Genomic DNA, 26375 nt, shown 5'->3' on the forward strand with positions numbered 1-26375 from the left:
AAGCAATCATGAACAGAACGAAACTGCCCGCCATCGTCTGTCTGGTTTCGCTACTGATCACCGGTGCTGCGGTGGGTAACCCCGTCACGACACAGTCACGGATTCAGGACACGCAGTCCGCTCCGCTGCGGCGCTCTCACTCTGAACAGGCTGCGAGCTGGGGGCTGACCGAGCAGGAGTGGACGCGCTTCGAACAGATCCAAGCCGGCCCACGCGGTTTCTGGAGCCCGAACCTCGATCCGTTGACCACACTCGGAGTCGAAGCCGAGACCGACCAAGAGCGCCATCGCTATGCCGAACTACAGGTAGCGCTCGAAGCCAAACGCGCCGAACGCGAGTTGGCCTACCAAAACGCTTACACCGCGGCCTGGGCCAAGCTGTTCCCCGGGCTGCTGCCGATCCAGGGCATGGCATCCCCGTCCCCCATCGGCTCAGCGGCCGCGCCCCGCCAAGCCTTGTTTGTCGAGGATCACTGCCCAGCATGCACCGCCGAAGCGCAGCGTCTGCAAAGCAGTGACACGGCGTTCGATATCTACCTGGTGGGCAGCCAAGGCGAGGATGAACGCGTCCGTCGCTGGGCTCGGCAAGCCGGCATTGATCCGACCAAGGTTCAACGCCGCCAAATCACCCTGAACCACGACCGTGGTCGCTGGTTCAGCCTGGGTGCCTTGGGGTCATTACCTGCCACATTTCAACAGGTGAATGGACAATGGCAACGCCTCGACTGAGTGGTATTGCGCTGATGCTAGCGGCACAGGCCGAGGAGCTTCCACCTCCAGCCTACCAATTGGCGGCGCGTGGCGCCGACATCCCTTCTACGGTGCTGTTCGCCATTGCCCTGCAAGAGAGTGGTATTCGCGTCCGTGGTCGACTGCGACCCTGGCCTTGGACCCTTAACATCGCCGGAACACCTTACCGCTTCGCCAGTCGCCAAGCCGCCTGTCACGCCTTGCTTCAGGCGCTCGCCCGACATGACGCGAAGCGGGTCGACGCCGGACTCGGGCAAACCAACCTGGGTTACCACGGCCAACGTTTTTCGAGCCCCTGTGAAGCCCTGGATCCCTACCGAAATCTCGCCGTGACCGCCGCGCTGTTACAAGAGCATCACGCCGCCACCGGCGATTGGGTATCAGCAGCCGGACGCTATCACCGCCCGGCAGGCGGCGCGCCGGCTGCGCGTTACCGCGTAGGCTTTTCCCGACAACTCGAACGACTGCTGGTTTCCTTCGAACAGGGCACACCACCATGAAGCGAATATCCCTTACCGGCTATTTCATCCTACTCTTGGCACCGTTCGCCCAGCCGGAGTTGACCGTAGCCGGGGATCAGCCTAGCGACTTCACCCGCCTCCATTTTCAGGTCGCCAGGCCGCCCATAAACAACCAGATCCAGTCCGATCGGGCCATACATACAGACCTATCCACGTTTGCTGATGAAGCCTGGACACTGCCCGTCCGCAGCTCTCTCTTGACCCCAGGCCAGATCACGTCTCGTGCCCTGAACATGCCGGGCTTACGGCCATTTTTCCTGGTCGGTGAGGATAACCAGTCACTGGCTTGGTTGCATCAACGCGCGGCTGGATTGCAGAAAATAGGCGCGGCTGGCCTCGCCGTCGAAGTGGCTAATACTGAAGCCCTGGCCCGGATTCGAGCAGCCGCTCCGGGCATCACTATACTGCCAGTCAACGGCAACGACATCGCCACCCGCTTGCAGATTGAGCACTACCCCGTCTTGATCACTGCCACCTCACTGGAACAGTGAGCCCGGTCATGACCGAACATGCAATGGAATCCAAGCTCCGGCCAGCGGTGGAGCTGTACACCGTAGCGATCTGCATCGCCGCCGCGGTGCTGTGCGTGTATTCGCCCTGGGCCGTGGCCCTATCACCCGAGATCGGTCTGGTTGCAGCGCTGGCCTACGCCCTATTCGGCCTCATCCGCCTGCGACAAGCCTGGGAGGTGCTACGCTATCGGCGCAATATCCGTCGCCTACCCCGCTACGAACTGACCAGCCGACAGATTCCGGTCAGCCGCAAACGTCTATTCATGGGTCCCGGCTTTCGCTGGACCCGCCTGCACACCCAGCGCTTGGTCGAGGCCCAGGATCCGGCAGTCGCCCACTATGTCGAGCAACCGACCACCTACCGCCTGGCCCGAGGACTCGAACGGCGCCTGGAGCATGCACCGTTTCCGCTCTCGACATTGGCCCGTGTCACCGCCTGGGACAGTGCCTTCAATCCGTTGCGCCCTTTGCCCTCGGTAGGTGGCTCGCCGCTGTTGCATGGGGTCGAGCCCAATGAAACGGAGGTCAGTCTGCCACTGGGCGAACGGGTCGGACACACCCTGGTGCTCGGCACTACTCGTGTCGGCAAGACGCGACTTGCCGAGGTGTACATCACTCAGGACATTCACCGTGTTGAACATGAGGTAGTGATTGTCTTCGATCCGAAGGGCGATGCCGACTTGCTCAAACGGATGTATGTCGAAGCCAAGCGCGCCGGTCGGGAGAAGGAATTCTATGTTTTCCATCTAGGCTGGCCAGAGATCTCCGCGCGTTACAACGCCGTAGGACGTTTCGGGCGAATTTCGGAAGTGGCGTCGCGCATCGCCGGGCAGCTCAGCGGTGAAGGCAACTCTGCGGCCTTTCGTGAGTTCGCCTGGCGTTTCGTCAACATCATCGCCCGCGCTCTGATCGAGTTGGGCCGGCGTCCAGACTACCTGCAGATCCAGCGACATGTGGTCAACATCGACGCCCTGTTCATCGAGTACGCCCAGCAGTTTTTCGCCAAGACCGACCCGAAGGCGTGGGAAGTGATCGTCCAGCTCGAAGGCAAGCTCACCGAGAAAAACATTCCCCGGCATATGGTGGGACGCGATAAGCGCGTGGTGGCCATCGAGCAGTACCTGGCGGCCAAACGGGTATTTGATCCGGTAATGGACGGGCTGCGTTCGGCAGTGCGCTACGACCGTACTTACTTCGACAAGATTGTTGCCTCGCTACTACCGCTGCTGGAAAAACTCACCACCGGCAAGACCGCCCAGTTACTGGCCCCCAACTACACCGATTTAGATGACCCGCGGCCGATCTTCGACTGGATGCAGATCATCCGAAAACGCGGCATCGTCTACGTCGGCCTCGATGCGTTGACCGACGCCGAGGTGGCCGCCGCCGTGGGCAACTCCATGTTTGCCGATCTGGTCTCAGTGGCCGGGCATATCTACAAACACGGCATCGATCATGGCCTGCCCGCATCAGGCAGCAGCAGTGACAAGCTACCGATCAACCTGCACGCCGATGAGTTCAACGAGTTGATGGGCGATGAATTCATTCCGCTGATCAACAAGGGCGGCGGCGCGGGTATCCAAGTGACGGCGTACACCCAAACCCTCAGCGATATCGAAGCGCGTATCGGCAACCGCGCCAAAGCCGGCCAGGTCATCGGCAACTTCAACACGCTGCAGATGCTCCGCGTGCGCGAAACCGCCACCGCTGAGCTGCTCACCCAACAGTTGCCCAAGATCAACGTGCTGACCAAGACCCTGGTCTCGGGGGCCACCGACACCTCCGATCCGGAGGCCAACACGGATTTCACCTCGTCCTCCCAAGACCGGGTCAGCAGCACCAGCGTGCCACTGATCGAACCGGCCCATATCGTCAGCTTACCCAAGGGGCAAATGTTCTCGTTCCAGGTGGGCGGTCAGCTCTGGAAAGTCCGCATGCCTCTGCCCAAACCTTCGCCAGACGATGCCATGCCCAAGGATCTTCAAGAGCTCACTCAGCGGATGCGCGTCAGCTACAACGAACAGGCGGGGCACTGGTGGAGTGCAAGTGGCGGCGGTCCGACGCTAGACTTCGATCCAGATCGGGTTACGCCTCCAAGCACTCCTTCAGCGCTGGATGCAAGTGTTCCTGCTAAGGAAGCCCTATGACGCCGTCGGCCCTACAGTGCATCTCGTGGATTCAAGGAGGATGACTTCATCTCAGCGCCCTCCACCGCAACCCAACCAGAGCCCAGGGCTGATCGTCTCGGCGATTAGCCTGGTCCTGCGCATTATCGGTTTGTTGATCGCCTCGTTGCTGCTCTCGATTCTAATCGAGTGGGCCGGTCTGCTGCTGTTCTGGGGCGATCAAGGCTGGCGACACAGTCAGGCGATGATGAGCAGCGAACTGGGCTGGTTCAGTGAGCACTTCACATCCTCACTGATTATCCAACAGCCTGGACAGACGATTGTCCAGTGGTTGGATTTCCTCAAGCAGTGGTTACTGGTCAAGACCGGTTTTACGGATTTTGCCCAGCAGGCTCGAGTCTCGAGCCAGGGCAACGGCTTATGGAGCGGGATCAATCAGCTCTACGTGAGCATCGAGGACTTTGTGCTGGCAGCGGTGTACGTCAGCTTCACCTTCGTGGTGCGCCTGACCATTCTGGCCCTGGCCACACCCTTGTTTCTGCTGGCGATGTTCACCGGTTTTATCGACGGCCTGATGCACCGTGACCTGCGAAAATTTGGAGCCGGGCGAGAGAGCAGTTTTGTCTATCACCGCGCCAAGCGGGCAGTGATGCCATTGCTGATCGTGCCGTGGATCATTTATCTCTCTCTACCCTTCTCGCTCAATCCTATAGCCGTATTTTTGCCGTGCGCGGTGACGCTCGGAATAACGACAGCTATCACCGCGGCGACGTTTAAAAAATACATCTGATAAACGTATTGCTGGCGTGTTAGACCATTCCGGTGAGTTTGGCCAACACCGCGACGATGTAGCCGCCAATGATAGACAAACCAACAATACCCAACGGCCGCTGCCACCAATCACCGCTAGAGGACGGCGGCATAGATTGCTGATAGAAATTTATCTGTCCGACCTGATTCGCGTTGACTTGGGTCGCTACGCCATTTTGCATCGAATTGCGCCACTGAGCCTCCTCAAGACGTTCGAGTTGAACCTGAACACGCCTCTTGAGTTGGCTCGCGGAAAGGAGAATTTGCTTTCCAATAATCATCACACCCAGCAAACCGAAAAACAGCAAATTTCCATAGCTGAGCGGGTTTTCCTGGCTGAGGGTCGGCGCGTGCTGCCACACAAAACCGATGTAGGGTGATGTGGCCTGATAAATGTCGGCTACTAAATTTTGCACAACCCCTCCCAGATGCCCAAAAATCTTTGTGCCAGCGAGAATCTCTGCTTGACGGTGCAAAAAAATCAACGATGAAACCAAATAAAATAGCGCACCGAAAACTATCAAGGAGAAACCCACGGCCTGTCGAATACGGTACCGCCGAATTGCTTGTTGGATGTTCACTCTTTGCACTCACTTTTCGTTAACTGATTTCGTCCGCGCTTATCTGCGCCCTCCTAACGATGGTGTTAGTAGAGTCAAACGTTAACGGCTACTGATCGTTTTTCATGAGTAACCGAGGCCGAACTTGCGGTCCAATCGCGTCATTTTCCGCGTTTTATAGCGCTCGATACGGTTTCCGAACTCGCTACTGATCAGAGACTGTGCCGAAATAAAATGACGCAGCGTGTTTCGTGTTTCTTACTGCTGAGCCTTGGACATTAGTTGAATGCTGGCCCCATCTTCAAATGGGCCATCCACATGCCAACTACATTTTTCCGAATCTGCTCGCTGTTCATATTGATGACGTTCCATAGCGGCGGCTACGCCGCATCTGCGCATGAGCAGGATCAGTTCAGTCTTATTCTGCATCAACTCGCCATTCTCGAGCGCCTAACAACGCAAGCTGAGGCAGCCAGCACGGCCGAACCGGACGAACGCTATCGCTTCGACTATCCCCAGTTCGTTCGAGACATACAGCGCGTCCGTTTTGGTGTGCAGGGCTATCTCTCCCCTTCCCGTGCTCAACCCCGCGATCCCGCTGAGCTGGTCGGTGAATACCGTCTCGACACATTGTCTGTGGAGTCGGCGCCATGAGCATGACCGACGCCCAAAGCTCAGCGTTCCAAAACGCCTCCGGCTTCTCGGCACAGAGCAGTTCGACGCTCTGGATCTCGCTGATTCTCGTCCTGGCGTTGCTCTGGTGCGCCTGGGTGATATGGACCGCTTACCGGGGCTGGGCCGCCGGCAGTGTGCGCTTCGGCGCCTTGGGCGGCAGTGCCGCACGCGTACTGCTCACCTTACTGGTTTTGATGTTCTTCACCCTGTCCTAACACCGGAGATCGCCGTCATGCTCAAGTGCCTTGCCCCTCTGAAAAACAACCTGCGCGATGGTGCCAGCCAGCGCTTGATCGGTCTGCTGCTGGTGCTCGGTCCAAGTTTGGCTTTTGCCGAGCTTCCCACCATGGAAGCTCCTTCACGTGGTGAAGGATCCGGCTTGATCGATACGATCAAAAACTACGCCTACGACGGCGGCATCCTGCTCGGCCTGCTGATCGCCTTGCTTGCGTTTCTTGGCGTGGCTTGGCACTCGCTGACGGTGTATGCCGACGTGCAAAATCAGCGCAAGACTTGGAAAGACCTCGGTGCCGTGGTTGGTATCGGCGCCCTACTGGTGGTGATCATCATCTGGTTCCTGACCAAGGCAGCCGCGATTCTTTGAGGTCGACATGAACGACACTATCGAACACCTCGTCGACGGCACCTTGGTCTTTCTGCCTGAGCGACTCAATCGTGATCCCGCCGTGCTGCGCGGTTTGACCAACGACGAGATGTGGGTGGCGCTCGGTGGCGGTGCGGTCATTGGTCTGCTGCTGGGCATTCCGCTGGCGATCGCCACCGCCTCCATTGCTGTGGCGCCAACCGGCATGATCGCAGGCATGGCGCTGGTGTTATTTGCCGGCGGCACGCTTTTGCGTCGGGCCAAACGGGCCCGCCCCGAGACCTGGTTGTATCGCAAGCTCGAATGGGTACTCGCCAGCCGTTGGCGTCTGAGCCGCGGGAGTTTGATCCTTCACTCCGGTGCCTGGACGGTTCGTCGTTCCCGCCGACTGCGCCCTGCCCTGTCTCGGTGGCAGTCATGAGCCGATTTCGAAACAAGGTGGATGCCCAACAGGCGCATATCTTCAGCCTGCGTCTGGCGGTAATGGTCCTTGCCCTGGTCTGTGCCGGACTCTGGTATGGCTGGCGCTCGGCACCGACCGATTTGACCGTGCATGTCCCCCCGGATCTGCGCTCGGGCAGCACACGCAAGTGGTGGGATATTCCCTCAGAGAATGTCTATGCCTTTGCCCTGTACATCTTTGGCCAACTCAACCGCTGGCCCTCAGACGGCGAGCAGGACTATCGCCACGCCATCTATGGCTTGCAGTCCTACCTGACACCCGCCTGCAAGGCCTTTCTCGATGGCGACTACGAGTACCGCAAGGCTGCCGGCGAACTGCGCCAGCGGGTGCGTGGCGTCTACGAAATCCTGGGCCGAGGCTACAGCGAGGATCCGGAACTCAGGGTCAAGCAACTCGACCGCGACAGCTGGCTGGTCAAGCTCGACCTCAATGCCGATGAGTATTACGCAGCGGAGCCGGTGAAACGGGTGGTGGTGCGTTATCCATTACGCGTGGTGCGTTTCGACCTGGACCCCGAACGCAATAAGTGGGGGCTGGCACTGGATTGTTATCAGGGCACGCCGCAAAAAATCGCCCTGCCGGGAGGTGAACCATGAAGCGGATGTCTACCCTGGGACTGACCGTCGTACTGATGCTATGGGGAGTTGCGGCGCAGGCCATCGAGCTGATGCATTGGGAACGCCTCCCCCTCGCGGTCCCACTGGTGATCAATCAGGAGCGGGTGGTTTTTATCGATGAGGCTGTTCGAGTCGGCGTGCCCTCAACCCTGACGGGCAAGCTGCGCGTGCAATCAACTGGCGGCACACTGTACCTGCGCGCGTCGGAAGCTATCGCACCGACCCGCCTGCAACTGCAATCAATCACGACGGGCGAGATCATCCTGCTGGATATCGCGGCCACGCCTGGCGATCAACCGCTGGAGCCCGTGCGTATTCTCAAGAATGCTCCGATGCAGGCTACCGAGGCTGAATCTAACACCGTGCCTGTTCCAGAACGCACGCCGATCCCGGTCGCGTTGACGCGCTATGCCGCGCAAAGCCTGTACGCGCCGCTGCGCACCGTAGAACCCTTGCCCGGCGTCCGCCGCCTCCCGCTCAAGCTGCGCACCGAACTGCCGACCCTGCTGCCGACCGAAAACGTGTCCAGCACGCCCATCGCCGCCTGGCGACTCGGTGATTTCTGGGTGACGGCGGTGAAGTTGCGCAATCGTGGTCCAGCGACGGTGCAACTCGATCCGCGTCGGCTTCAGGCCACGCTGTTCGCCGCGACCTTCCAGCATGCTTTCCTCGGGCCGCTCGGCAGTGCTGAAGACACCACGGTTGCCTACCTCATCACCCGCGGAGCCGGCCTCGAACACGCCGTGCTGCTCCCGCCCGTTGCGCGAGGGGCTGACGATGAAAGCTAACGCCTTGCTCAAATGGCTGGTACCGGCTGCGCTACTGGCCGTGGTGTTGATCATTTTGAAAACCTGGGTCGCGGGTAGTAACGCTCCCTCTTCAAAAAGCACGGTAGATCAGGGCAACCTTCAGCTATCCGCCGAGCAAGCCAAGTCGCTCGGCATTGCTGGCGATACCCCACGCGACACCGTCGCCACCCTGGTCGGCCAAGTGAAGGCCATGCGCAGCGACATGCTCGGGTTGAAGAAACACAACGATTCACTGCAGACGGAAAACAACCGCCTGCGCGAACGGGAAAACAGTGTCGATTCGCGTATCCAGACGGCTCTGGGCAGCGTGACCCAGCAGGTCGACGAAGGCCGTCGACAAGCCAATGAGGTCCGACTCAAAGCAGAACAAGACAGTCGTCAGGCTCGCGGTCTACTGACGCAATTGCAGGAACAGCTGTCGGGGCTGTCCGGCAAAGCCAAGGACATGCCGATCGGACTGGGGCTTGAGCCGGGTGATGGGGCTCAGTTCGACGGGCAGCATCCTGCTGTTGATGCGCTGCAGTGGATTGAACCCTCGGATACTCCGGCCACCGACGCCCGAGGCAAAACCAAGACTTCCTCCGCAATGAGTCTGCCTACCGCGTTCAACTCGCTGGAAGGCTCAAACGATAACGCGATTGATCGCAGCCAGAAACAGCTACGTGTTGTCACCAAGGGTGAGCGCGACCTGACGCGATCCGTTGATCGTACCGAAGGCGCGAAGCCGGTCTACACCATTCCCGAAAACGCGACATTGATGGGTTCGGTCGCCATGACCGCGCTGATCGGCCGAGTCCCGGTGGACGGCACCGTGAATGATCCCTATCCCTTCAAGGTACTGGTCGGTCCGGAGAACCTGACCGCCAACGGCATCGACCTGCCGGACGTCGCGGGTGCCGTAATGAGCGGCACGGCGTCCGGTGACTGGACGTTGTCTTGCGTACGCGGACAGGTCGAGTCGATCACCTTTGTGTTCACCGATGGCACCATCCGCACGGTGCCTCAGCCGAAGGCGGTAGCCAGCCGCAATGCCTCCACCACCCAGAGTTCGAGTACCGACAAAATCCGTGGCGGACTCGGTTACCTGTCCGATCCGTACGGTATTCCGTGCATTGCCGGCGAGCGCCGCTCGAACGCCCAACAATATCTCGGCAGCCAGAGTTTGATCACCGCGGCCGGCGCGGGTGTCGCCGCCTTGCTCGGAGATGAGCAGAGCAACAGCAGCGTGATCAGTTCGGGCGGCAGTACGCTCGGGGTCACCAGCAGCAGTGGCAATAGCGCGCTGAATTCAATTCTCAGCGGCGGGGTCAGCGACATCCGCGAGTGGGTCAACAAACTGTATGGCGAGGCCTTTGCTGCCGTGTACGTGCCACCGGCCGCCCAAGTCGCACTGCACCTCGACCATGAGATCACCATCGACTACGAGCCCAAGGGCCGGAGCGTTCGCCATGAAAAAGACCGTACTTCCCTGCCTGACCTGGATTAGCGTGTTCTGCTGGGTCCTGGCGGGGTGTTCCACCGACAAGGAGACGCTGCTGCCCCATGGCGAGCAAACCATGCTGGACATCTGGAACGGTGACGGTTCGCAAGGCACTCAGCTGCAACTGCTGGAAGCTCGGCAGCAGTTACGCCGCCCGCTGGCCCCGGCAGATTTCTCCGTTGCTCTCCAAGAAGCGTACACGCGCACAGCGGCGAACGAGATCCGCAATTTGTTCCCTCGCTTGCCCAATCCCGATCTAGTGCTGTACGTGTATCCGCATTTGAGTGGTACCGAGCAGGCACCGGTGCCGGGTTACTCGACTGTTTTTCCGTTCTACCAGCGGGTGCAATACGCATTACCGGGTGAACGTCAGGAAGACTTGTAGTGCGTACCGGCGAATCGGGCAAACGCACATCTGCGTGGAAAGCCTGGCGCCACCCATTGCGACCTCGCGCCACCTTGACCGATGAAGCTGCACTGTATGCGCACAATCCTAGCTTCACCGATCACCTGCCTTGGGTGGAATACCTCGAAACCGAACAGTGTTTTCTACTGGATGACAATCGCTCGGTGGGTGCGGTGTTCGAGTTGCTGCCCCTCGGCACTGAAGGGCGCGAACCCGATTGTCTGATGGCGGCCCGCGATGCCCTAGAGGATGCCCTGCAGGACAGTTTCGATGAGCTGGATCAAGCGCCTTGGGTGGCGCAGTTTTTCTGCCAGGACGACAACGACTTCACCCCCTACCTGACCCGGCTCACCGAGTATATTCAGGACAGCGCGCGAGGCACGGTCTTTACCGAGGCATTTCTCGAACTCTGCCGCCGTCACCTTAAGGCCATCGCCAAGCCCGGCGGTCTGTTTGAAGATAAGGTGATGACACGCCTGCCCTGGCGTGGCAATAACCGCCGGGTGCGCCTGGTGGTCTATCGCTGGCTCGAGTCTGACGCTGAGGAAACGGGGCTCACTCCGGAGCAATCCCTACAACAGGCTTGCGAACGTATCGGTGCTTCGTTGCAGGCGTGCGGCGTGCAATCGACGCGAGTCGATGGCCGAGGTCTGTATGCCTGGTTATTGCCCTGGTTCAATCCGGCACCCAGGCTCACCGAGGAAGCGCCCGAGGAGTTCTACCGCCGCGTGGCCTATCCGGAGTCGAACGACGGCGAGTCGCTGGAACTGCCCTTCGACCACGATTTCGCCGAGCGCCTATTCTTCAACTTACCTCGTTCAGACGTCCAACGCGGACTCTGGTTTTTCGACGATCAGCCCCATCAGGTCATGGTGGTGGACAAACTGCGGCGGGCACCCTTGATTGGTCAACTTACCGGCGAAACCCGCAAGGGTGACGCGCTGAATGCGCTGTTCGACCAGTTACCCGAAGGTACGGTGATGAGTCTGACCCTGGTGGTCAAACCGCAAGATGTGCTCGAGGACCAGTTGAACCGCCTGGCGCGCAAAGCCATCGGGGAAAACCTGGCCTCGACCCAGACCCGCCAAGATGTCGAAGAGGCTCGCGCGATCATCGGTCGCCAGCACAAGCTGTACCGAGGAACCCTGGCGTTCTACGTGCGCGGTCAGGATCAACAGCAACTGCACCAGCGCTCGGTCAACCTGGCCAGCGCACTGCTGAGTGCGGGGCTACAACCGGTACGCGAAGGCGATGAAGTCGCCGCCTGCAACAGTTACCTACGTTGGTTACCGATGGCGTACAACCCGGCCCGCGACACGCGCAACTGGTACACGCGCCTGATGTTCGCCCAGCACCTGGCGAACCTGGCCCCCATCTGGGGCCGCAGCACCGGCACCGGCCATCCGGGTATCACCCTGTTCAACCGCGGCGGTTCGCCACTGAGCTTTGATCCGTTGTCGCGCCTGGACCGGGCCATGAACGGCCATCTGCTACTGTTCGGCCCCACCGGCGCCGGCAAGTCGGCCACCCTGGTCACCCTGCTGATGCAGGTCATGGCGGTGTACCGCCCTCGCCTGTTTATCGTCGAGGCCGGTAACTCATTCGGCTTGCAGGGCGACTACTTCGCGACATTGGGTCTGTCGGTCAACAAGGTCCAATTGAAACCTGGCGCCTCGGTCAGTCTCGCGCCGTTCGCCGATGCCGGGCGGCTGGTCGAGCAGCCGGATCAGGTGGCGAGTCTGTCGATCGATGAGCTGGACGACGAGGTGGTAACCAATCGCGAAGACCAGCGCGATGTTCTTGGCGAACTGGAAATCACCGCCCGCCTGATGATCACCGGCGGCGAGGCCAAGGAAGAGGCGCGCCTGAGTCGAGCCGATCGCAGCTTGATTCGCGAGTGCATTCTCGATGCGGCGCAGACCTGTGTCGCAGCGAACCGCCAGGTGCTGACCCGCGACGTGCGCAACGCTTTGCTGCGCGTCGCCGCCGACCCGCACCTGCCGGAAAAACGTCGCGAACGCGCCCAGGAGATGGGCGAGTCCATCGACCTGTTTTGCCAGGGTTTCGAAGGGGAACTGTTCGATCGCGAAGGCATGCCTTGGGCCGAGAGCGATGTGACCATCGTCGACCTGGCCACCTATGCTCGTGAAGGCTACGAAGCACAGATGTCCATTAGCTACATCAGCCTGATGAACACCGTGAACAACCTTGCCGAGCGCGACCAGTACCTGGGCCGACCGATCATCATGGTCACCGACGAGGGCCATATCATCACCAAGAACCCGCTGCTGGCGCCATTCGTGGTCAAGGGCACGAAGATGTGGCGCAAGCTCGGCGCGTGGTTCTGGCTCGCCACACAGAACCTTGCCGACTTCCCCACGGCCGCGCAGACCATGCTCAACATGATCGAATGGTGGATTTGTTTGAACATGCCGCCCGCGGAAATCGAAGAGATCGCGCGCTTCAAGAAACTCACGCCGGCGCAGAAAGCCTTGTTGCTCTCCGCCAGTAAGGAGCCAGGGAAATACACTGAGGGGGTCGTGCTGTCAAAGAAGCTCGAAACGCTGTTTCGGGCCGTACCGCCTAGCCTTTATCTCGCTCTGGCTATGACGGAGCCCGAGGAAAAAGCCGAGCGTTGGACTCTGATGCAGGAGCACGGCTGCTCAGAGCTGGAAGCGGCTTACCGGGTAGCCGAACGGATCGATAGCGCGCGAGGAATAGAGCCGATCTAAGGGAGCAGTAGCACACCGCTCTAGCCTATCCAGCAGCTAGCCATTGGACACCTTTTCAACGTAGGCATCCATGAACCAGTCAGGAACCTCATCAACCTTGAATTCAAGGTCAGTTCCATCCGTAACTTCGGCCAGCAGCACCAGATCGGCACCGGAGTTATCGAAGATGTAGGCCCGGTTCGAAGCGGCAATAGCCGCAGGCAACAGGTTCAAGCAACGGGCGTAGCGCTGGACAATTTTCTCGGTGGGAACTGGGTGTCCACCTGCCGCAACACGGTTCTTGACCCTGTTGATATTGATGTCTGGGTCTTCAGTTGCCACGAAGTAGAGGTAGGTTCGGTACCCCGACGCTCTCGCCTTGAGCATAAAAGCGACTTTGTCTTCGCTGGACATCACCGTCTCGAAGGTGAAAGACAGTTGCTCTTCGAGGAGCTTGTTCCGAATGAAGTCGGAGAGCACGGAGGCAAAATAGGAGTTCATCGCGACCGCCTGAAAATTCAGGCCGTTGCCGCTAAAGCCTATTTTGGCCGCCTCCTCATCGAGCCTGGCGGACCTGACCAGCCGATGCTCTCGAATGAAACCGAGGATTTCATCACTCTCAGCTTCCAGTTGAAAATCACTGAACTCCAGACGGCCGCTCTCTTTGGCAGCCTTCTCGATTTCATCCGGGTTAATATATATGCCGATCAAGTGGGAAGGGATGGCACTTTTCATCGTGCTCTTGCCGGAGCCGTTGGGTCCAGCAAAGACCCTCAAGCGAGGGACAATCATGAGCAGCGGCGCACCTTGATGACACCACCCTGCGTCACTTTGTGCTTGGGTTTAGCCACCCGAATGACCTTGTGCTTACCGTCGGCAGTCGTTTCAACAAGCATGCCGTTCACGACTTCCATCACGCTACGGCCAGCAGCCAGCGCGTTGATATAGGCGGTATTGATGGCGCCTTCAGCCATGACCGGGATCTTATTCTCCAGCCTGCTCACCAGGTCATCACTCAACACTTCGTCACTCGACACTCGTTTGGCTTTCATATCGCGCTCCACGTTCTCAGAGCGTGCAGAATTTGCACTTAATCAGAATCTTAGCTACGTGAACCTGTTGGTAACAGGGCAAAGGCTGGTTCTGTCGACTCCATTCTAGAGGAATGGCGTCTGGAACCATACCTTTCAAGAGTTTTTAATGTGACACGCTCTGAAGCCGCTGCTGAATCCTCAACAGGAATCCGGCTTCAAACGCATCCTGGCAGTCGCCAACAGGAAACGTCTTGCGGGTTTGCGCCAGCTCCCACCACAGGGGTATCTCGCCGGGCGTATCAAGCCAAGCCTGGGCGCATTGCACGCCACGTTCGATCATCGGGGCAAACTCGCTGCCCCAAGGTGTCAGAAGACTCGGGCAACCATCCGCCGCGGGAATTGAAATGTAGTTTTCGTCCATACACACCCTAGATTGCTGATTTTATTGTTAGACGCTGGACCCAATCTGGAAATCATAACGAAACAAAATGAACGCTCGATAACAGACATCAGCATCAAATGGCCTAGATCAATACCAATGTAGACTATATCCCGTGGATTGAGAGTCCCTCAAGGCGCAATTTGCGCGCATGACTCAAGACTACGAACAGCTGCGTCTGCAACTGGCGGAAAACATCCGCTTGATGCGACGCGTGAAAAACCTTACCCAAGAGCAGCTGGCGCTCATGGCCGAGGTCGATCGCACCTACGTCAGTCAAATCGAACGATGCACGGGCAATCCGTCGCTGATGGTCCTGTGCAAGCTCGCCAATATTCTCGAAATCACCACAGATCAGCTACTTGTAGAACCCGACATCCTACGAAGCGTCCTTCACGTCAAATAATAGTCTCACGTCTCACAAATCCGATAGATCCGCCTTCATAATTTCCACTGACAGTCTTCAGTCCGTAACCGAACCTGCCCAGGCCATACATTGAGTGCCTGGATCATGCCTGTTGACTGCTCGTCAATCCCGCCTACGAAGCTACGGCCCTTGGCCCTGGGTATCCTGCTGGCGTGTGGCCCAAGCATGGCGATGGACACCCCTAGCATCATCTCCTCCGTGCTTTCGCCAAACTGCCTCGCCTACAGGGTCGTCGGCATTTGTTTCTGGCTGCTCTGCACGCCCTTCGGCTGCTCAATCAAGACCTCGACCAAGGTTCGTCATTTCATTCCTGAGCTGGTGGTCACGAGCTACGCCACCACCGGCAACAACCCCTGGACCGAGATGGCTACACTCTCCGCTCCCATCAGCGGCGCGGAGGGTGGCGGCAACCTGATCACCCCAAACACCCACCGCGACAACCTGCCTCGTTTCAAAAACGTCGATGGCATCGGCCACCCCGGTGGCTGGGCCGCCACGCAATTGGCTTCTCAATCTGGCTATGCCTGCGCCAGCGGTGCAACTGCGTTCATGCCCTACTACCTTAGCACCCTGGACTCGCTGGCCTGGCGCCATGGCATACCGGAAAGTCTTTACCCCGAGTCGCTCATGCCGGGGATCCGTGAAATCGGTCGGCAGGCTTCGGGAAACATGTGGGGGAACCTTTATCCCCGGCAAGGCTTTCTGGTACAGCCCGACGACTTCAAGGCGGCCGCTGTCATGACACAACGGGCCGGCGATGTGATTACCCGTAACGGACAGCCGCATGTGTACTTACCGCTCACGCCCGCGAAAGGCGACGGCTACTGGCCGCCTGGCCCGATCGTTGAAAACGACGCGTCGACCCACAAATGGCAATTACTCTTCCCTCAGGTTCAGTCCACGTGTGCCATCTTCCCCAGCGATCCGGTACAGAGCGCGGATGGCGGCTACGCCTGGTCGCTGTGGCGGCCCTACAGCTGCTGCAAACGCGAGGGGCAGACATTTCTGTTTAGCATCGACTTCGAAGGCGGTGCTTCATGAGTCAGCCTCGCGCGCGGCCCAGGTTGGGTGTAATGAGTCTGTTGCTCTACGGACTGCTCGCCATGGCCACGCATGCCCACGCTGCCGAGGACAATTACCGTCTGGGCACGCAGGGCGAAGTGCTCGACGACCGGGTGATGTACACCATCGGCGGCGGTTCGGCAGTGGGCTCACCCAGCTCGCTCTACCGACCCAGCGGTCTCGGCGTCGGCGGGGCCTGGCGAGCAAACATGATGTGCGGCAATATGAGCCTCACCAACACCCTGCAAAACCAGCTGAACGGCGCCACCGAAGGTTTTCAGCAGATCATGGGCAGCATCGTGCAGAACGCGACCCAAGCGGTGATGTCGCTGCCGGCGTTGATCATCCAGCGTGCCAACCCCGGCCTCTATGAGTTACTCAGTAACGGGGTGATGCAGGGGCGTATCGACTTCGACCGCTCCAAGCTGACCTGCCAGGCCATGGCCGAAAAGATGGCCGACAAAGTCGGCCAAGCCGGTTGGGGCGCGTTGGCCAAAAACCAGGAGATGCAGGGCAATCTGGAGCAAACCGGCGGTGATGCAGTGGCCGCGGTGAAAAACACCGAGACTCATAACGGCAACAATGGAGTGTCCTGGATCGGCGGTTCCAAGGCTGGAGGCAGCGGGCAGACGCCCATTCGGGTGACCGCCGACGTGGTGCGCGCGGGTTATAACCTGCTGCATAACCGTTCGGTGGATGACAGCGCCTCGATCAGTAGCAATGATTGTCTGGGTGGGGCTATTTGCCAGACATGGACCTCGCCCCAGGAGGAATCCGAATGGGCCGTTCGGGTGTTGGGCGAGAGCGAAGTCGCGACCTGCGACGCCTGCGAAACCCTACGTGCTACCGCTGGCAGTGGGCTAACGCCGCTGATCCAGGAGGCCTACAGCGAACATCTCAAGGCCCTGCAAGGGCTGCTGTCGGGCGCTCTACCACCAACCCCTGACAAGCTGACTAAAGCCTCCAGCCCGATGCTGCCGGTGACCCGTGGTGTGATCGAAGCCCTGCGCGACGATCCCGACCAGGAACTCCTAGCACGACGACTGGCCAGTGAAACGGCCATGTCTAGCGTACTCGACAAGGCCCTGCTGCTATTGCGTACGCTGCTGGCGGGCAGTCACGAACCGAACATCGCTTCCGCCGAGCCGGCTCAGACCGCCTTGACGAAAAATATCGACGCCTTGGAGCGCGAAATACGCCTGCTACAAACCGAACTGCAGGTCCGGCAGATGCTCGCTACCAACACTGCCAGCCTGGTGCTCGATCGGCATGCCGGTGGTGCCGATGCTTCGCGCACCGTCGAGCAAGGCGACCCTGAGCCGGGCCGACTCAATGATGCTGACGCCAGGCGCAAGTGAGTCATGAAACGCTCACCGCTATTCACTCTGCTTTCAGGTCTGGGGATTGCAGCACTGATGATCCTGACCGCCGCACTGGTCGCCTGGATCGGCCGCACTGCGCTGGGTAGCTTTGAGGTCTGGCAGCAGGCTTTCGAATCCGCACGGCCTTATCTGCAGTGGTGGCGCGCCCTGCTCTACGCCGCCCTCTTTGTGCTCTGGTGGGATCTGCTTCGGCGCTACCGACATCGACCACAGGATCGACGGCGCATGAAACGTATCGGGGCATTAGGGCTCGTGCTCTTTACCTGTGTCGAACTCACCCGACTGTGAGGTCACCACCATGCTCATGAGCACCAACAGCTACCTGGAGTTTTACCTCTCTCTCCTAGCCTGGATCATCAACAACGGCCTCTGGAGCGTCCTGTCCGACACAGGGCTATTCGCCGCGCCCTTTGGTGCAATTATCTTGCAGGAATGGTTGTCTGCCCGTCAGCAAGGTGCGGATGAGGGCAACAAGGGACTGCTCTCGGTGCCGAGGATCGAGAACCGGCTGTGGCTGGCCTACATCGTCGTCTTGTTCGGCTGCGCGCCGGTCTTTCCGCTGAGCCTCGCCTCAATGGCGTTCGAAGATGCGGCGAGCCAGCGCTGCGGCGTGAGTGTGGCCAAGCCAGCAGAAACAGCCTGGGGAACCACCTTCAATACCATCGGCGAACGCTCCGCTAATGTACCGATCTGGTGGTTTCTGGTGCATGCCTTGAGCAAAGGGGTGACTGCCGCGGCTACTGCCTCCATCCCCTGTGCACCGGATATCCGGCAGATGCGTATGGAGATCGACAGTTCGCGCATCAACAATCAGGTACTGCTGCAGGAAGTCGCCGACTTCACCCGCGACTGCTACGGCTATTCCCGATCTAGATTGTTTACCAATCGCCCGCAGCTGGACAAGGCGCAAAGTCACGACGCCTCCTGGATCGGCTCCAGCTATTTTCTCGACACGCCCGGCTATTACGACACCGATCGCTCACGCACACCGCGAGTCAGTTGGCCGTATGATGAAAATCGCGATGTCTCTCTGCCTCGATTAGAGAATGGCGCGGGCTACCCCACCTGCAAGCAGTGGTGGAATGATAGCGGTGTCGGGTTACGCGAACGCTTAATCGAGCAAGTTGATCCCTCGTTGCTGACTCAGCTGAAAGGTTGGTTGACTGGCCGTTCGAGCAACGAGATCGAGGATGCCACCTTGCGCGAGCTGGTCAGCCCGCGCCAGCAATCGATGTCCATGTCGCCCGGACAGGTGTATCAGGACTATGGCTCCAGCGCTCGTGGCGGCTCGGTCAATCAGGGGCTTAATAACCTGGCCACCAATACCGGATTGGCCCTCGGCTCCTTCAGCAACTTCCCGGCAATGAATGCGCTACGTGCAGCGCTGCCGATGGTGCAGGCTTTCTTGATCATGGGCGTGATCATCAGCTTGCCGCTGGTCCTGCTGGTCAGTACCTACCAGCTGAAGACCATCATGACCGTGACGTTCGCGCTGTTCACGCTGCACATGCTCACCTTCTGGTGGGAACTGGCCCGCTGGGTCGACTCCAGCATGCTCGACACCTTGTACAACCAGGTTTCGGCTTCCAATCAGGTGCTGTTATCGGTGCCCACATCCGGCCTCATGGATGGAACCGTCACGGCGCAGGTGATCGAGTATGTGATGGGGGCGATGTTCTTGGTGCTCCCTGGACTGTTTTTGGTCGCCATGAGCTGGGCAGGCTACTCAATCGGCAACAGCCTTGAGGGGATGTTAGGTGGTGCAAGCAAAGCCGCGCATGGTGCAGCGGGCAAAGGAACAGATCAGTTGATGGGTGCTACGAAGAAACTCATCTGACGTCATCAGATGATTTGAAATGACCTATGTAGTGGCCATTGTCATCGTAGTTGCCAAGATAGGAGCTAGCACCAAGATAGTCCGGACCTGGATTATCCTTTTCAAAATCCGTGTCGATGACAGCCTTGGACTGCAGAAGAGCAATCACAGCGATCATCACCACAACAGAAGCGACCAGCCAGAAACCGATAAAGAGCAGCCCACCAACCAACGCCAACTTGGCAGTCAGAAAGCTCCCGCGAACCAGTAATTTACCTGCGGGTATACCTGCCGTTACCACACGCTCAGCCACGCAGGACTCAAACGTTTTTAACCTACGGTAACCACGCTTTACCGACATGCCACAGGCGTATGCCCAGTAGTGGGCACGTGAATTCCGAACAGGTTGCTGAGTCGGCATGCTCTCGCCCTCGTCTGAGCGTTGTCATGGTTGAGACAGGAGTAACAGCCTACTACTGAAATCTGTCCGTGCCTGACCGTTTATCAGTTTGCCCAGCCGAAAAATCTTCACTGGAAGACAGAAGACAAGCCCCGTGAAACAGCTTCTCTACAGTGATTGACCCATATAAATCGTCCAGCTAAATACAAGGTACGGATCGCTGTTATCGACAGCACCTTCCCAGGTAGCCAGAGCCTTCAAGGCTACATCACTTCGGTGATGGTTCTCCCCAAGTGCGATTAGCGTTCGGTGGCTCGCACGGTGACCGTTTCGACGGTGATGAACGCCTACTTGCTCTCCTGAGCGCCTTTCGAGCTCTGCTCGCCAGGCAAACCTTCTTGTTTTTTTGCAACCCACTGCGGGGAAATCTTTCCCCGCACGGGACAGGTTTCTTCGCGTTTTCAACGGAGGCACACCATGTCCGATTCACTTACGCCGGAAGCACTGAACACCCTAAGGTTGCCCGTTGTGTTCACGCCTGGCGCGTGGCAACGCGCAGTACTACTCGAGCGCTCAGATCATCCTGAGACGCTGCAGGTCGATCAGTTGAGCCACGTATTGCGCGCAGCCTTCGAGGCTCACCTGGCCTCTCCACGCGAGCCCTATGTGCCGTTCGAGGTAGTCCACATTCAATCAACGGATCACTCAGACCAAGACCTGTTGCTGCAATTGAGTCTCAGCCTACTCCAAGAACCGGGTCAGCCTGGCGCCTTGCTGATAGCACTTGCAGGAGAGGCCAACGCAAAACGCACATAACCGAACTTGGCGCTCAAATTCAAATTCGGACAGCAGGCAAGACCTGCATCAATCCACCCTTCACCCAACCGGGGAACCCTCCCCGACGGGCAAGGCGTTCCTCCGTTTTCTCTCGAGGAAATGCCATGCACGATATCTACCAAGACGTGACTGACAAGATCGTTACCGCCTTGGACCAAGGCGTAACTCCCTGGATCAAACCCTGGTCCTCAAGTGGCTCAGCTGACGTCCGTCATCATCAACCTTACCCCATTAACGCCATCACGCGTCGTCCGTATTCGGGTATCAATTTACCGTTGCTCTGGGCTGAGGCCAGATTACAGGGGTTCACTCAAGATCGTTGGCTGACCTTCAACCAAGCCAAAAAGGCCGGTGGGCACATTCGTAAGGGTGAGCACAGCGCCCTGGCAGTGCTCTACAAGCCGATGGAGCGCGAGGAACAGACCGAGTCAGGCCAGCCAGTACTGGATGAAAACGGTCAGTCCAAGGTTGCTCACTTTGGCCTTCTCAGGACGCATTTTCTGTTCAACATCGAGCAAACGGAGGGGCTCGAAGCGCTCAATGAAACCCTGCTCGAAACGGAATTGACCGATCCCTTCCAGGCCAACAGCGTTGCGGAAAATCTGCTGCTGAGTTCAGGTGCACGCATCGTTCATCGGCCGGCCGACGAAGCCTTTTACCACCCGATCAGGGATCTCATCCAACTGCCGACAAAAGCACAATTTCACGATGAAGGCGGGTACTACGCCACCGCACTGCACGAGCTGACGCACTGGACCGGACACCACTCGCGGTTGCAGCGCGAAGGCGTAACGTCAGCCTGTCCGTTCGGCTCGCCAGGCTACGCGTTTGAGGAGTTGATTGCCGAAATGGGCGCTGCTTTTTTATGCGCCTACACCGGTATACAGGGAGAGCTGCGGCACGAGGGCTACATCGACTCGTCGCTCGGCCTGCTCAAGGCTGACAAGCGCGCAATCTTTCGTGCCAGTGGCCAAGCTAGAGCCGCGTCAGAGTATGTACTCAATCTGAAGCAACAATTGGAGCAAGCAGTATTGGAGGAGCCCGCCGAGCAGAAGCGCCAACGTTTAATCGTGAGCAACTCTTAAACTCACCGCATCAAATGCTTCACAGGGCCCGACACGAGTTGGGCCTTTTTCTACTCGGCGATGACACATTAGCAGAGAGACCTCGCGCCCTTGGGAGACGTTCTTCGATGTCGGGATCGCATGCCATCAGCCATCATGAGCGCTATCGCTCAATTAATAATCACTCCATCGCAATCAGTGTGCTCCGCGGCATGCCGAGCTTTATCCACAGACATACCCACGCATTTCGTGGACAACTCACTCTCGCCACCGAGAGCCATTTCGAGAGCTGAACGCCCCGAACAGATTGTGGTCAGTCATCCAGGTTTTCCGCTAGAAACCCAACCAACTCAAGTGGTCTCCGGCTGTCGATCACCTGGTAGATCAGATCACGCTTACTGCGCGGCAACTTCTTGACCACGCTCTTCGCCGAGGCCCTGACGGCTTCGTCGGTCCCATGGATACGTGCCGCGAGCAGCAGTACGAGCGTGGCGTCAGTGAGGTTCATAGCAAGACCCGAGAAAATTCGCACACGCAGTGTACCGACTCTTTCCTTGGCCGTACCAGCACTCACCTCCAACAAAATGGCACCAGCGCAAATCGATATTCCGATTGCCGCACAAAGGGACCCAAGCCAAAAGGACGGGTAAGGGTTGGAAGGGAATGGGGACTCAAGGGTAAGAGCGCTATCCAAAAAGGCTAAAAGGCCACCGACCCAGCCAATTCCCGGAGGCCACAATGCTCAGTCTGTTTCGCCGCAAAAGGCAAAAGCCCCCTCCACCACCGACCGTGAGCGTCGCCGACGGTTACCTGCCCATTGAGTCGGCCCACAGTTTGTTAGCAGCGGAACACCGCCGCCAGTTGCTCGATCGCATCTGGCAATACACCGCCCTCTCCCACGTCCAATTCACCCAGCTCTATTTAAATCCGATCCATCGCTACGCCGAACAAGTCCAGCAACTCCCGGCCAGCGAGACGCACCACCATGCTTATCTCGGCGGCATGCTCGACCATGGACTGGAACTGGTCGCCTGCAGTTTGAAACTGCGTCAGTCGTATCTGCTTCCCACCGGCGCTGCGCCCGAAGACCAGGCCGCCCAGACTGACGCCTGGTCCGCTGGCATCGCCTATGGCGCCCTGCTGCATGACATCGGCAAGATCGCCGTGGACCTGCTGGTCGAACGCCAGGATGGCCGTGTTTGGCATCCTTGGCAGGGCTCCCTGGATCAGCCCTACCGTTTTCGTTACATCAAGGGTCGTGATTACCACTTGCACGCTGCCGCCGCAGGCTTGTTTTACACCCAAATTCTCGAGCGCCCAATCCTCGATTGGCTCAGTGGGTTTCCGCCACTTTGGGCCAGCCTGCTGTATGTCCTGGCCGGCCAATACGAACGTGCCGGCGTACTGGGTGAGCTGGTCATTCAAGCCGACCGCGTTTCCACTGCGCAGAACATTGGCGGTAACCCGAGCAAGGCGCTGCAAGCACCAACTCATTCGCTGCAACATCACTTGATCAGCGGACTACGTCATCTGGTTCAGCACGAGCTGAAACTTAACCAGCCGGGTGCCGCGGGATGGCTGACCCAGGACGCACTCTGGCTGGTCAGCAAGACGGTCACGGACAAGCTACGGGCCTATCTGCTGTCGCAAGCGATAGAGGGCATTCCCTCATCCAACATTGCCGTGTTCGACGAACTCCAGTCGCATGGTTTGGTTGAGTCCACCCCAGAAGGCAAAGCCATCTGGACTGCGCTCGTGGTACAGGGAGACTGGCAGCAGAGCTTCACCTTTCTGCGACTTCAACCGGCGTTGATTTGGGGAAGCGAAGACCGCCCTGAGGCTTTCACTGGAACAGTGAGCGTGGCACTCGATGACAATCAGCAGAACGCTCCGGTATCACCACCAGCCCCCAAGGCTGCCAATACAAAGTCAACTCAAAGCCCATCGCAGCCAGATCCCATGACGAGGGAGAATGCCGACTACCTCGGCACGCTGCTGGAAATGTTCGAGTTGGAAGAGCCTGAGGCCAGTGATGCACCGTCAGAAAGTGCTCTCGAAACTTCAACCCTCCCTTCGGATAACCCTGGCCAGGCATTTCTGAATTGGGTCAAGGAGGGCATCCAGAGCCACAAACTGATCATCAATGACAGCAAGGCCAAAATTCACACGGTAAGTGGCAGCGTATTACTGGTCACACCTGGCCTTTTCCAACGCTACGTCCATGAGTTTCCTGGTATCTCACAGGGGGCCGATCTAGAAATTGAAGAATGGCGCTGGGTGCAGAAGCAGTTTGAGAAACTGAAAGTCCACAGAAAGCGAGACGACGGTTTGAACATCTGGACTTGCCAAGTTGAAGGTCCTCGGAGAAAGGCCAAACTCAAAGGCTACTTTCTAGAAAAATCAGCAGCATTGTTCGAAACTGCACCTCTACCGGCAGACAATCCTTTTCTTAAAGTCGAAAAAACATAAATTTCAGTAATATCCCATTAACGCAATGATCGGCGCCTTACATGTAACGCACTCCATTAATTAATGTTTTTGTCCGACTGGCCGCTAACCTGCACAGGAAAACACTCTCCAAACTTCAACCTAACAATACCGGAGTTTAAATTGAACAACATCAAGTGGGAGTCATGGGTTCCCTACCTAGAGAAACCCAACGTCCTGATTGGATTCGTTGTGCTGCTAGTCTCGCTCATAGCTTTTTTCTTAATAACTAATAATCGACAAAATATAAAGATCGCCCACCAAGTGTTTTTTTGCTTTCTGACGATTGCTGCTTTTGTTATTGTAGTCGCAGCTTATAAGAGCATTCAAGAGCCTTTATCCATCCCACATACTCCTTCTGTGCCGGAGAAGCAAGAGTCGACAGTAAAACCAATAGAGGGACCGGACCTGAGCGCTGTTCAATCCAATAATATGCAGATTGTGAACGGCTCCCACAACACGATTACAAACCAAGTTGGAAAAACCAAATGATCTCTCGGATTCTATGCGGCATTATTGCGACTATCTTTGCCTGGATTGCGCCGGTTATAGCTGCCAATCCAGCCTCTGAAAACAAGCAAATAATCAGTGGAGATTGTAACGTCGTTGTGAACATAGTGAATGGTGAGGCACCTAACATTCAGCCTACTTACTGTACAAATCTTTCGGCAATTAAGGGTATGGCTGATGCAGTCACGAAAATCGCACGTTTTTTGGAGGTCACAAATCCAACCGAGGTAAAACTATCCACTGCCCAAATGGAGATGTGGGCAGTGGATGCTGAGGAGTATCTGACACTCACATTAAGCAACGTCAGCAAGCTACCTGCAGAAAAGTTAAGGATTCAATTATTAGAGCCCGTCAGACCTGGTGAAAAGTCTTCTCGCGGGCTCGCTTTCACACCGAGCCAGGCAATATCAAAATCAACATTAAGCCGCCTTAGCGTACCTGCACAAGGAGAAATAAAAATCCCCGTAGCCCCCCTTTCCGAACTACTGAAACTTTCGAAAAATAAATTTCCGAATGATTATGAGTTTATGGGTTCAGGCACATCACCAAACATACCAGATGAAGTGAAAGAAAAATTTGCCCATAAACATCACCTCGCAAACAATTACTTTCTCAACGCTTCGACATCCAGTGTCGGGATTGAAATCAAGTACGATACAATTTTCGACGGCAATGTAAGTCTGTTCACAGGCATCTATCTGTATTTTGGAAAGATTTCTCCTACGCAGAAAATCGTTCCGTTTGACCATAACCGCCCGGGCAACTCACCTTCCTAACATCACCGCTTAAGTCGATGGTGTCCACCTACCAGCGCGGCGCTCTTAATATCCACAATGCAGTACCTATAAGGCACTACCCAAAGGGGCATGGCAGGTTGCCCCTCTGCTTGCGGAAACAGCATTCAACCTAGGAGAAATGATCTGCTGGTATCGAATTTGCCAGTCAAAAAATCCGAGAAATCAGGAAAGAAAAAATCAACTAATAATCTCGTCAAAACAATTCAAAAGTATCGAATCTTAAACAAGCGAATAGGTCATCTCATGTCTGGATCAGTAGAGCTTACGAAAGAAGAATTATTTTCCCTAGTTGAAAAAGCGGTCAAGCCACAGTTCTTTTTTCTCACATTTAGTTTCGTTGTGCTCTTCGACGCTTCGCTAGTACGTTTTCACCACACCGGACTCTTTGAACTCGGCACTTCGAACCTGAGCACTTCAACCGTTGGAATCCACTTGATTCTGACCTTCCTGGTCTTTTCAGGTTTGGCTTCAATGATTCTTCCTTTTTTATACATAGCATCGATCCAACTCTATATCCCCACGATCTATACTTTCCTTCTTTGGTTGAAGCAGAAGATCGAACCGGACAATGAGCCTATACACTATACAGGGCCAAAAAGACGCGAACGTGACCGTGTACGTCCATGGGAGCTGCGAGAGGAAGCACACAAAACACAAAGCGACTTCCTCATTCAGCTCTATAACGCCTATGACACGATTCGAAACCAAGAGCAAATGAACCAACGAAGAGTCGATTTTTTTGCATTTTGTGCACTGTGCTTTCTCATACTGAATTGCTGCCTACCTAGCTCACCCCAAGCGCAGACCTTGGCCCAGATGAGCATTACATACTTTTCAACGACTACACACATTTGGCTAAGCCTATCTGGTTTAGCCATCATGGCATTCCATTCGTTGCACGATGACACCTACGAAAAACGATGGATCTATTGCCCGCCATTGCATAACGCCCTTGAAGACAAAGACGAAGAAAAACGCAAACAGGAACGTCAGTTCCAGGAAGAAATCAGAATTCGCAGTGAAATCAGCAGAAGACGCCGCGAGGAGACACTGGAGTAGTTGAACAGAGTTTGACAG

The 26375-nt window shown here is 57.2% G+C and carries 31 protein-coding genes; 25 read left to right on the forward strand and 6 right to left on the reverse strand.

Annotation, left to right across the window (positions count from 1 at the left end):
* Positions 1-8: 8 nt before the first annotated feature.
* The 5 genes from ATI14_RS27675 to ATI14_RS27695 are packed head-to-tail and all read left to right on the forward strand — an operon-like array spanning position 9 to position 4698.
* Positions 9-728 carry a TIGR03759 family integrating conjugative element protein gene (locus ATI14_RS27675; RefSeq protein ID WP_016973538.1) on the forward strand — a complete coding sequence of 240 codons (720 nt, stop codon included), beginning with the start codon at positions 9-11 and terminating at the stop codon, positions 726-728.
* Positions 710-1249, forward strand: coding sequence for a lysozyme family protein (locus ATI14_RS27680; RefSeq protein ID WP_016973539.1), 540 nt, complete (start codon positions 710-712; stop codon positions 1247-1249). Before ATI14_RS27675 ends, ATI14_RS27680 begins: the two co-directional genes overlap by 19 nt.
* Positions 1246-1761: an integrating conjugative element protein gene (locus ATI14_RS27685; RefSeq protein ID WP_016973540.1), complete on the forward strand. Its 516-nt coding sequence runs from the start codon at positions 1246-1248 to the stop codon at positions 1759-1761. The genes ATI14_RS27680 and ATI14_RS27685 overlap by 4 nt, the downstream gene beginning before the upstream one ends.
* An 8-nt stretch (positions 1762-1769) precedes the next feature.
* Positions 1770-3929 carry a type IV conjugative transfer system coupling protein TraD gene (gene traD / locus ATI14_RS27690; RefSeq protein ID WP_016973541.1) on the forward strand — a complete coding sequence of 720 codons (2160 nt, stop codon included), beginning with the start codon at positions 1770-1772 and terminating at the stop codon, positions 3927-3929.
* Positions 3930-3969: 40 nt separating this feature from the next.
* Complete coding sequence (locus ATI14_RS27695; protein ID WP_080520664.1) at positions 3970-4698, forward strand: TIGR03747 family integrating conjugative element membrane protein; 729 nt, start codon at positions 3970-3972, stop codon at positions 4696-4698.
* A gap of 19 nt (positions 4699-4717) precedes the next feature.
* Here the strand turns inward: ATI14_RS27695 and ATI14_RS27700 are convergent, their stop codons facing one another.
* Positions 4718-5299: a hypothetical protein gene (locus ATI14_RS27700; RefSeq protein WP_080520663.1), complete on the reverse strand. Its 582-nt coding sequence runs from the start codon at positions 5297-5299 to the stop codon at positions 4718-4720.
* Between the two features lie 297 nt (positions 5300-5596).
* Between ATI14_RS27700 and ATI14_RS27705 the strand changes: the two genes are divergently transcribed.
* The 9 genes from ATI14_RS27705 to ATI14_RS27745 are packed head-to-tail and all read left to right on the forward strand — an operon-like array spanning position 5597 to position 13064.
* Positions 5597-5932, forward strand: coding sequence for an integrative conjugative element protein, RAQPRD family (locus ATI14_RS27705; protein ID WP_016973543.1), 336 nt, complete (start codon positions 5597-5599; stop codon positions 5930-5932).
* Positions 5929-6168 (forward strand): TIGR03758 family integrating conjugative element protein, encoded by a 240-nt coding sequence (locus ATI14_RS27710; protein WP_016973544.1) that lies wholly within the window; start codon positions 5929-5931, stop codon positions 6166-6168. The genes ATI14_RS27705 and ATI14_RS27710 overlap by 4 nt, the downstream gene beginning before the upstream one ends.
* A 17-nt stretch (positions 6169-6185) precedes the next feature.
* Positions 6186-6557: a TIGR03745 family integrating conjugative element membrane protein gene (locus tag ATI14_RS27715; RefSeq protein WP_016973545.1), complete on the forward strand. Its 372-nt coding sequence runs from the start codon at positions 6186-6188 to the stop codon at positions 6555-6557.
* A 7-nt stretch (positions 6558-6564) separates the two neighbouring features.
* Positions 6565-6978, forward strand: a complete 414-nt coding sequence (locus ATI14_RS27720) for a TIGR03750 family conjugal transfer protein (protein ID WP_016973546.1) — start codon at positions 6565-6567, stop codon at positions 6976-6978.
* Positions 6975-7616 (forward strand): PFL_4703 family integrating conjugative element protein, encoded by a 642-nt coding sequence (locus ATI14_RS27725; RefSeq protein WP_080520662.1) that lies wholly within the window; start codon positions 6975-6977, stop codon positions 7614-7616. The genes ATI14_RS27720 and ATI14_RS27725 overlap by 4 nt, the downstream gene beginning before the upstream one ends.
* A complete protein-coding gene (locus ATI14_RS27730; RefSeq protein ID WP_016973548.1) occupies positions 7613-8425 on the forward strand; it encodes a TIGR03749 family integrating conjugative element protein in 813 nt (270 codons plus the stop codon). The genes ATI14_RS27725 and ATI14_RS27730 overlap by 4 nt, the downstream gene beginning before the upstream one ends.
* On the forward strand, positions 8415-9932 hold the full coding sequence (locus tag ATI14_RS27735) for a TIGR03752 family integrating conjugative element protein (RefSeq protein WP_016973549.1): 1518 nt from the start codon (positions 8415-8417) through the stop codon (positions 9930-9932). Before ATI14_RS27730 ends, ATI14_RS27735 begins: the two co-directional genes overlap by 11 nt.
* Positions 9895-10311 carry a TIGR03751 family conjugal transfer lipoprotein gene (locus tag ATI14_RS27740; protein ID WP_080520661.1) on the forward strand — a complete coding sequence of 139 codons (417 nt, stop codon included), beginning with the start codon at positions 9895-9897 and terminating at the stop codon, positions 10309-10311. The genes ATI14_RS27735 and ATI14_RS27740 overlap by 38 nt, the downstream gene beginning before the upstream one ends.
* Positions 10311-13064: a conjugative transfer ATPase gene (locus ATI14_RS27745; RefSeq protein ID WP_016973550.1), complete on the forward strand. Its 2754-nt coding sequence runs from the start codon at positions 10311-10313 to the stop codon at positions 13062-13064. The genes ATI14_RS27740 and ATI14_RS27745 overlap by 1 nt, the downstream gene beginning before the upstream one ends.
* A gap of 36 nt (positions 13065-13100) precedes the next feature.
* Here the strand turns inward: ATI14_RS27745 and ATI14_RS27750 are convergent, their stop codons facing one another.
* From ATI14_RS27750 to ATI14_RS27760, 3 genes are all read right to left on the reverse strand, one after another.
* A complete protein-coding gene (locus tag ATI14_RS27750; protein WP_016973551.1) occupies positions 13101-13835 on the reverse strand; it encodes an ATPase in 735 nt (244 codons plus the stop codon).
* Positions 13832-14095 carry a hypothetical protein gene (locus ATI14_RS27755; protein ID WP_016973552.1) on the reverse strand — a complete coding sequence of 88 codons (264 nt, stop codon included), beginning with the start codon at positions 14093-14095 and terminating at the stop codon, positions 13832-13834. The genes ATI14_RS27750 and ATI14_RS27755 overlap by 4 nt, the downstream gene beginning before the upstream one ends.
* Before the next feature lie 145 nt (positions 14096-14240).
* Entirely contained in the window at positions 14241-14498 is a 258-nt protein-coding gene (locus tag ATI14_RS27760) for a LasR-specific antiactivator QslA (protein ID WP_016973553.1), read from the reverse strand.
* 169 nt (positions 14499-14667) lie between these two features.
* On the opposite strand from ATI14_RS27760, the gene ATI14_RS27765 reads away from it, so the two are divergent.
* The 5 genes from ATI14_RS27765 to ATI14_RS27785 all read left to right on the forward strand — a co-directional run bounded on the left by ATI14_RS27765 (position 14668) and on the right by ATI14_RS27785 (position 19224).
* Positions 14668-14922 (forward strand): helix-turn-helix domain-containing protein, encoded by a 255-nt coding sequence (locus tag ATI14_RS27765; RefSeq protein ID WP_016973554.1) that lies wholly within the window; start codon positions 14668-14670, stop codon positions 14920-14922.
* 105 nt (positions 14923-15027) lie between these two features.
* On the forward strand, positions 15028-15984 hold the full coding sequence (locus ATI14_RS27770) for a TIGR03756 family integrating conjugative element protein (RefSeq protein ID WP_031320304.1): 957 nt from the start codon (positions 15028-15030) through the stop codon (positions 15982-15984).
* On the forward strand, positions 15981-17363 hold the full coding sequence (locus ATI14_RS27775) for an integrating conjugative element protein (protein ID WP_031320306.1): 1383 nt from the start codon (positions 15981-15983) through the stop codon (positions 17361-17363). Before ATI14_RS27770 ends, ATI14_RS27775 begins: the two co-directional genes overlap by 4 nt.
* A 3-nt stretch (positions 17364-17366) precedes the next feature.
* Positions 17367-17675, forward strand: a complete 309-nt coding sequence (locus ATI14_RS27780) for a hypothetical protein (RefSeq protein WP_016973557.1) — start codon at positions 17367-17369, stop codon at positions 17673-17675.
* Positions 17676-17685: 10 nt separating this feature from the next.
* Complete coding sequence (locus tag ATI14_RS27785) at positions 17686-19224, forward strand: conjugal transfer protein TraG N-terminal domain-containing protein (protein ID WP_080520660.1); 1539 nt, start codon at positions 17686-17688, stop codon at positions 19222-19224.
* Here the strand turns inward: ATI14_RS27785 and ATI14_RS27790 are convergent.
* The gene (locus ATI14_RS27790) at positions 19217-19624 is read right to left on the reverse strand and encodes a DUF3742 family protein (protein WP_080520659.1); all 408 of its coding nucleotides are present in this window, start codon (positions 19622-19624) and stop codon (positions 19217-19219) included. The two genes, ATI14_RS27785 and ATI14_RS27790, sit on opposite strands and share 8 nt — an antisense overlap.
* 456 nt (positions 19625-20080) lie before the next feature.
* Here ATI14_RS27790 and ATI14_RS27795 point away from each other — a divergent pair, with 456 nt between their 5' ends.
* On the forward strand, positions 20081-20419 hold the full coding sequence (locus ATI14_RS27795; RefSeq protein ID WP_016973560.1) for a hypothetical protein: 339 nt from the start codon (positions 20081-20083) through the stop codon (positions 20417-20419).
* 125 nt (positions 20420-20544) lie between these two features.
* Positions 20545-21525 (forward strand): ArdC family protein, encoded by a 981-nt coding sequence (locus ATI14_RS27800; protein ID WP_080520658.1) that lies wholly within the window; start codon positions 20545-20547, stop codon positions 21523-21525.
* A gap of 292 nt (positions 21526-21817) precedes the next feature.
* Here the strand turns inward: ATI14_RS27800 and ATI14_RS27805 are convergent, their stop codons facing one another.
* A complete protein-coding gene (locus ATI14_RS27805) occupies positions 21818-22012 on the reverse strand; it encodes a DUF7740 domain-containing protein (protein WP_031320307.1) in 195 nt (64 codons plus the stop codon).
* Between the two features lie 230 nt (positions 22013-22242).
* On the opposite strand from ATI14_RS27805, the gene mobH reads away from it, so the two are divergent.
* From mobH to ATI14_RS27820, 4 genes are all read left to right on the forward strand, one after another.
* Entirely contained in the window at positions 22243-23973 is a 1731-nt protein-coding gene (mobH, locus tag ATI14_RS27810; RefSeq protein ID WP_016973562.1) for a MobH family relaxase, read from the forward strand.
* Between the two features lie 141 nt (positions 23974-24114).
* Positions 24115-24483 (forward strand): hypothetical protein, encoded by a 369-nt coding sequence (locus tag ATI14_RS27815; protein WP_016973563.1) that lies wholly within the window; start codon positions 24115-24117, stop codon positions 24481-24483.
* Positions 24480-25277 (forward strand): hypothetical protein, encoded by a 798-nt coding sequence (locus ATI14_RS31295; RefSeq protein ID WP_016973564.1) that lies wholly within the window; start codon positions 24480-24482, stop codon positions 25275-25277. Before ATI14_RS27815 ends, ATI14_RS31295 begins: the two co-directional genes overlap by 4 nt.
* A 159-nt stretch (positions 25278-25436) precedes the next feature.
* Positions 25437-26357, forward strand: coding sequence for a hypothetical protein (locus ATI14_RS27820; protein ID WP_130886753.1), 921 nt, complete (start codon positions 25437-25439; stop codon positions 26355-26357).
* Positions 26358-26375: the final 18 nt, after the last annotated feature.

Origin of the sequence: Pseudomonas tolaasii NCPPB 2192, assembly GCF_002813445.1 — a bacterium.
Taxonomy (GTDB): Bacteria; Pseudomonadota; Gammaproteobacteria; order Pseudomonadales; family Pseudomonadaceae; genus Aquipseudomonas; species Aquipseudomonas tolaasii.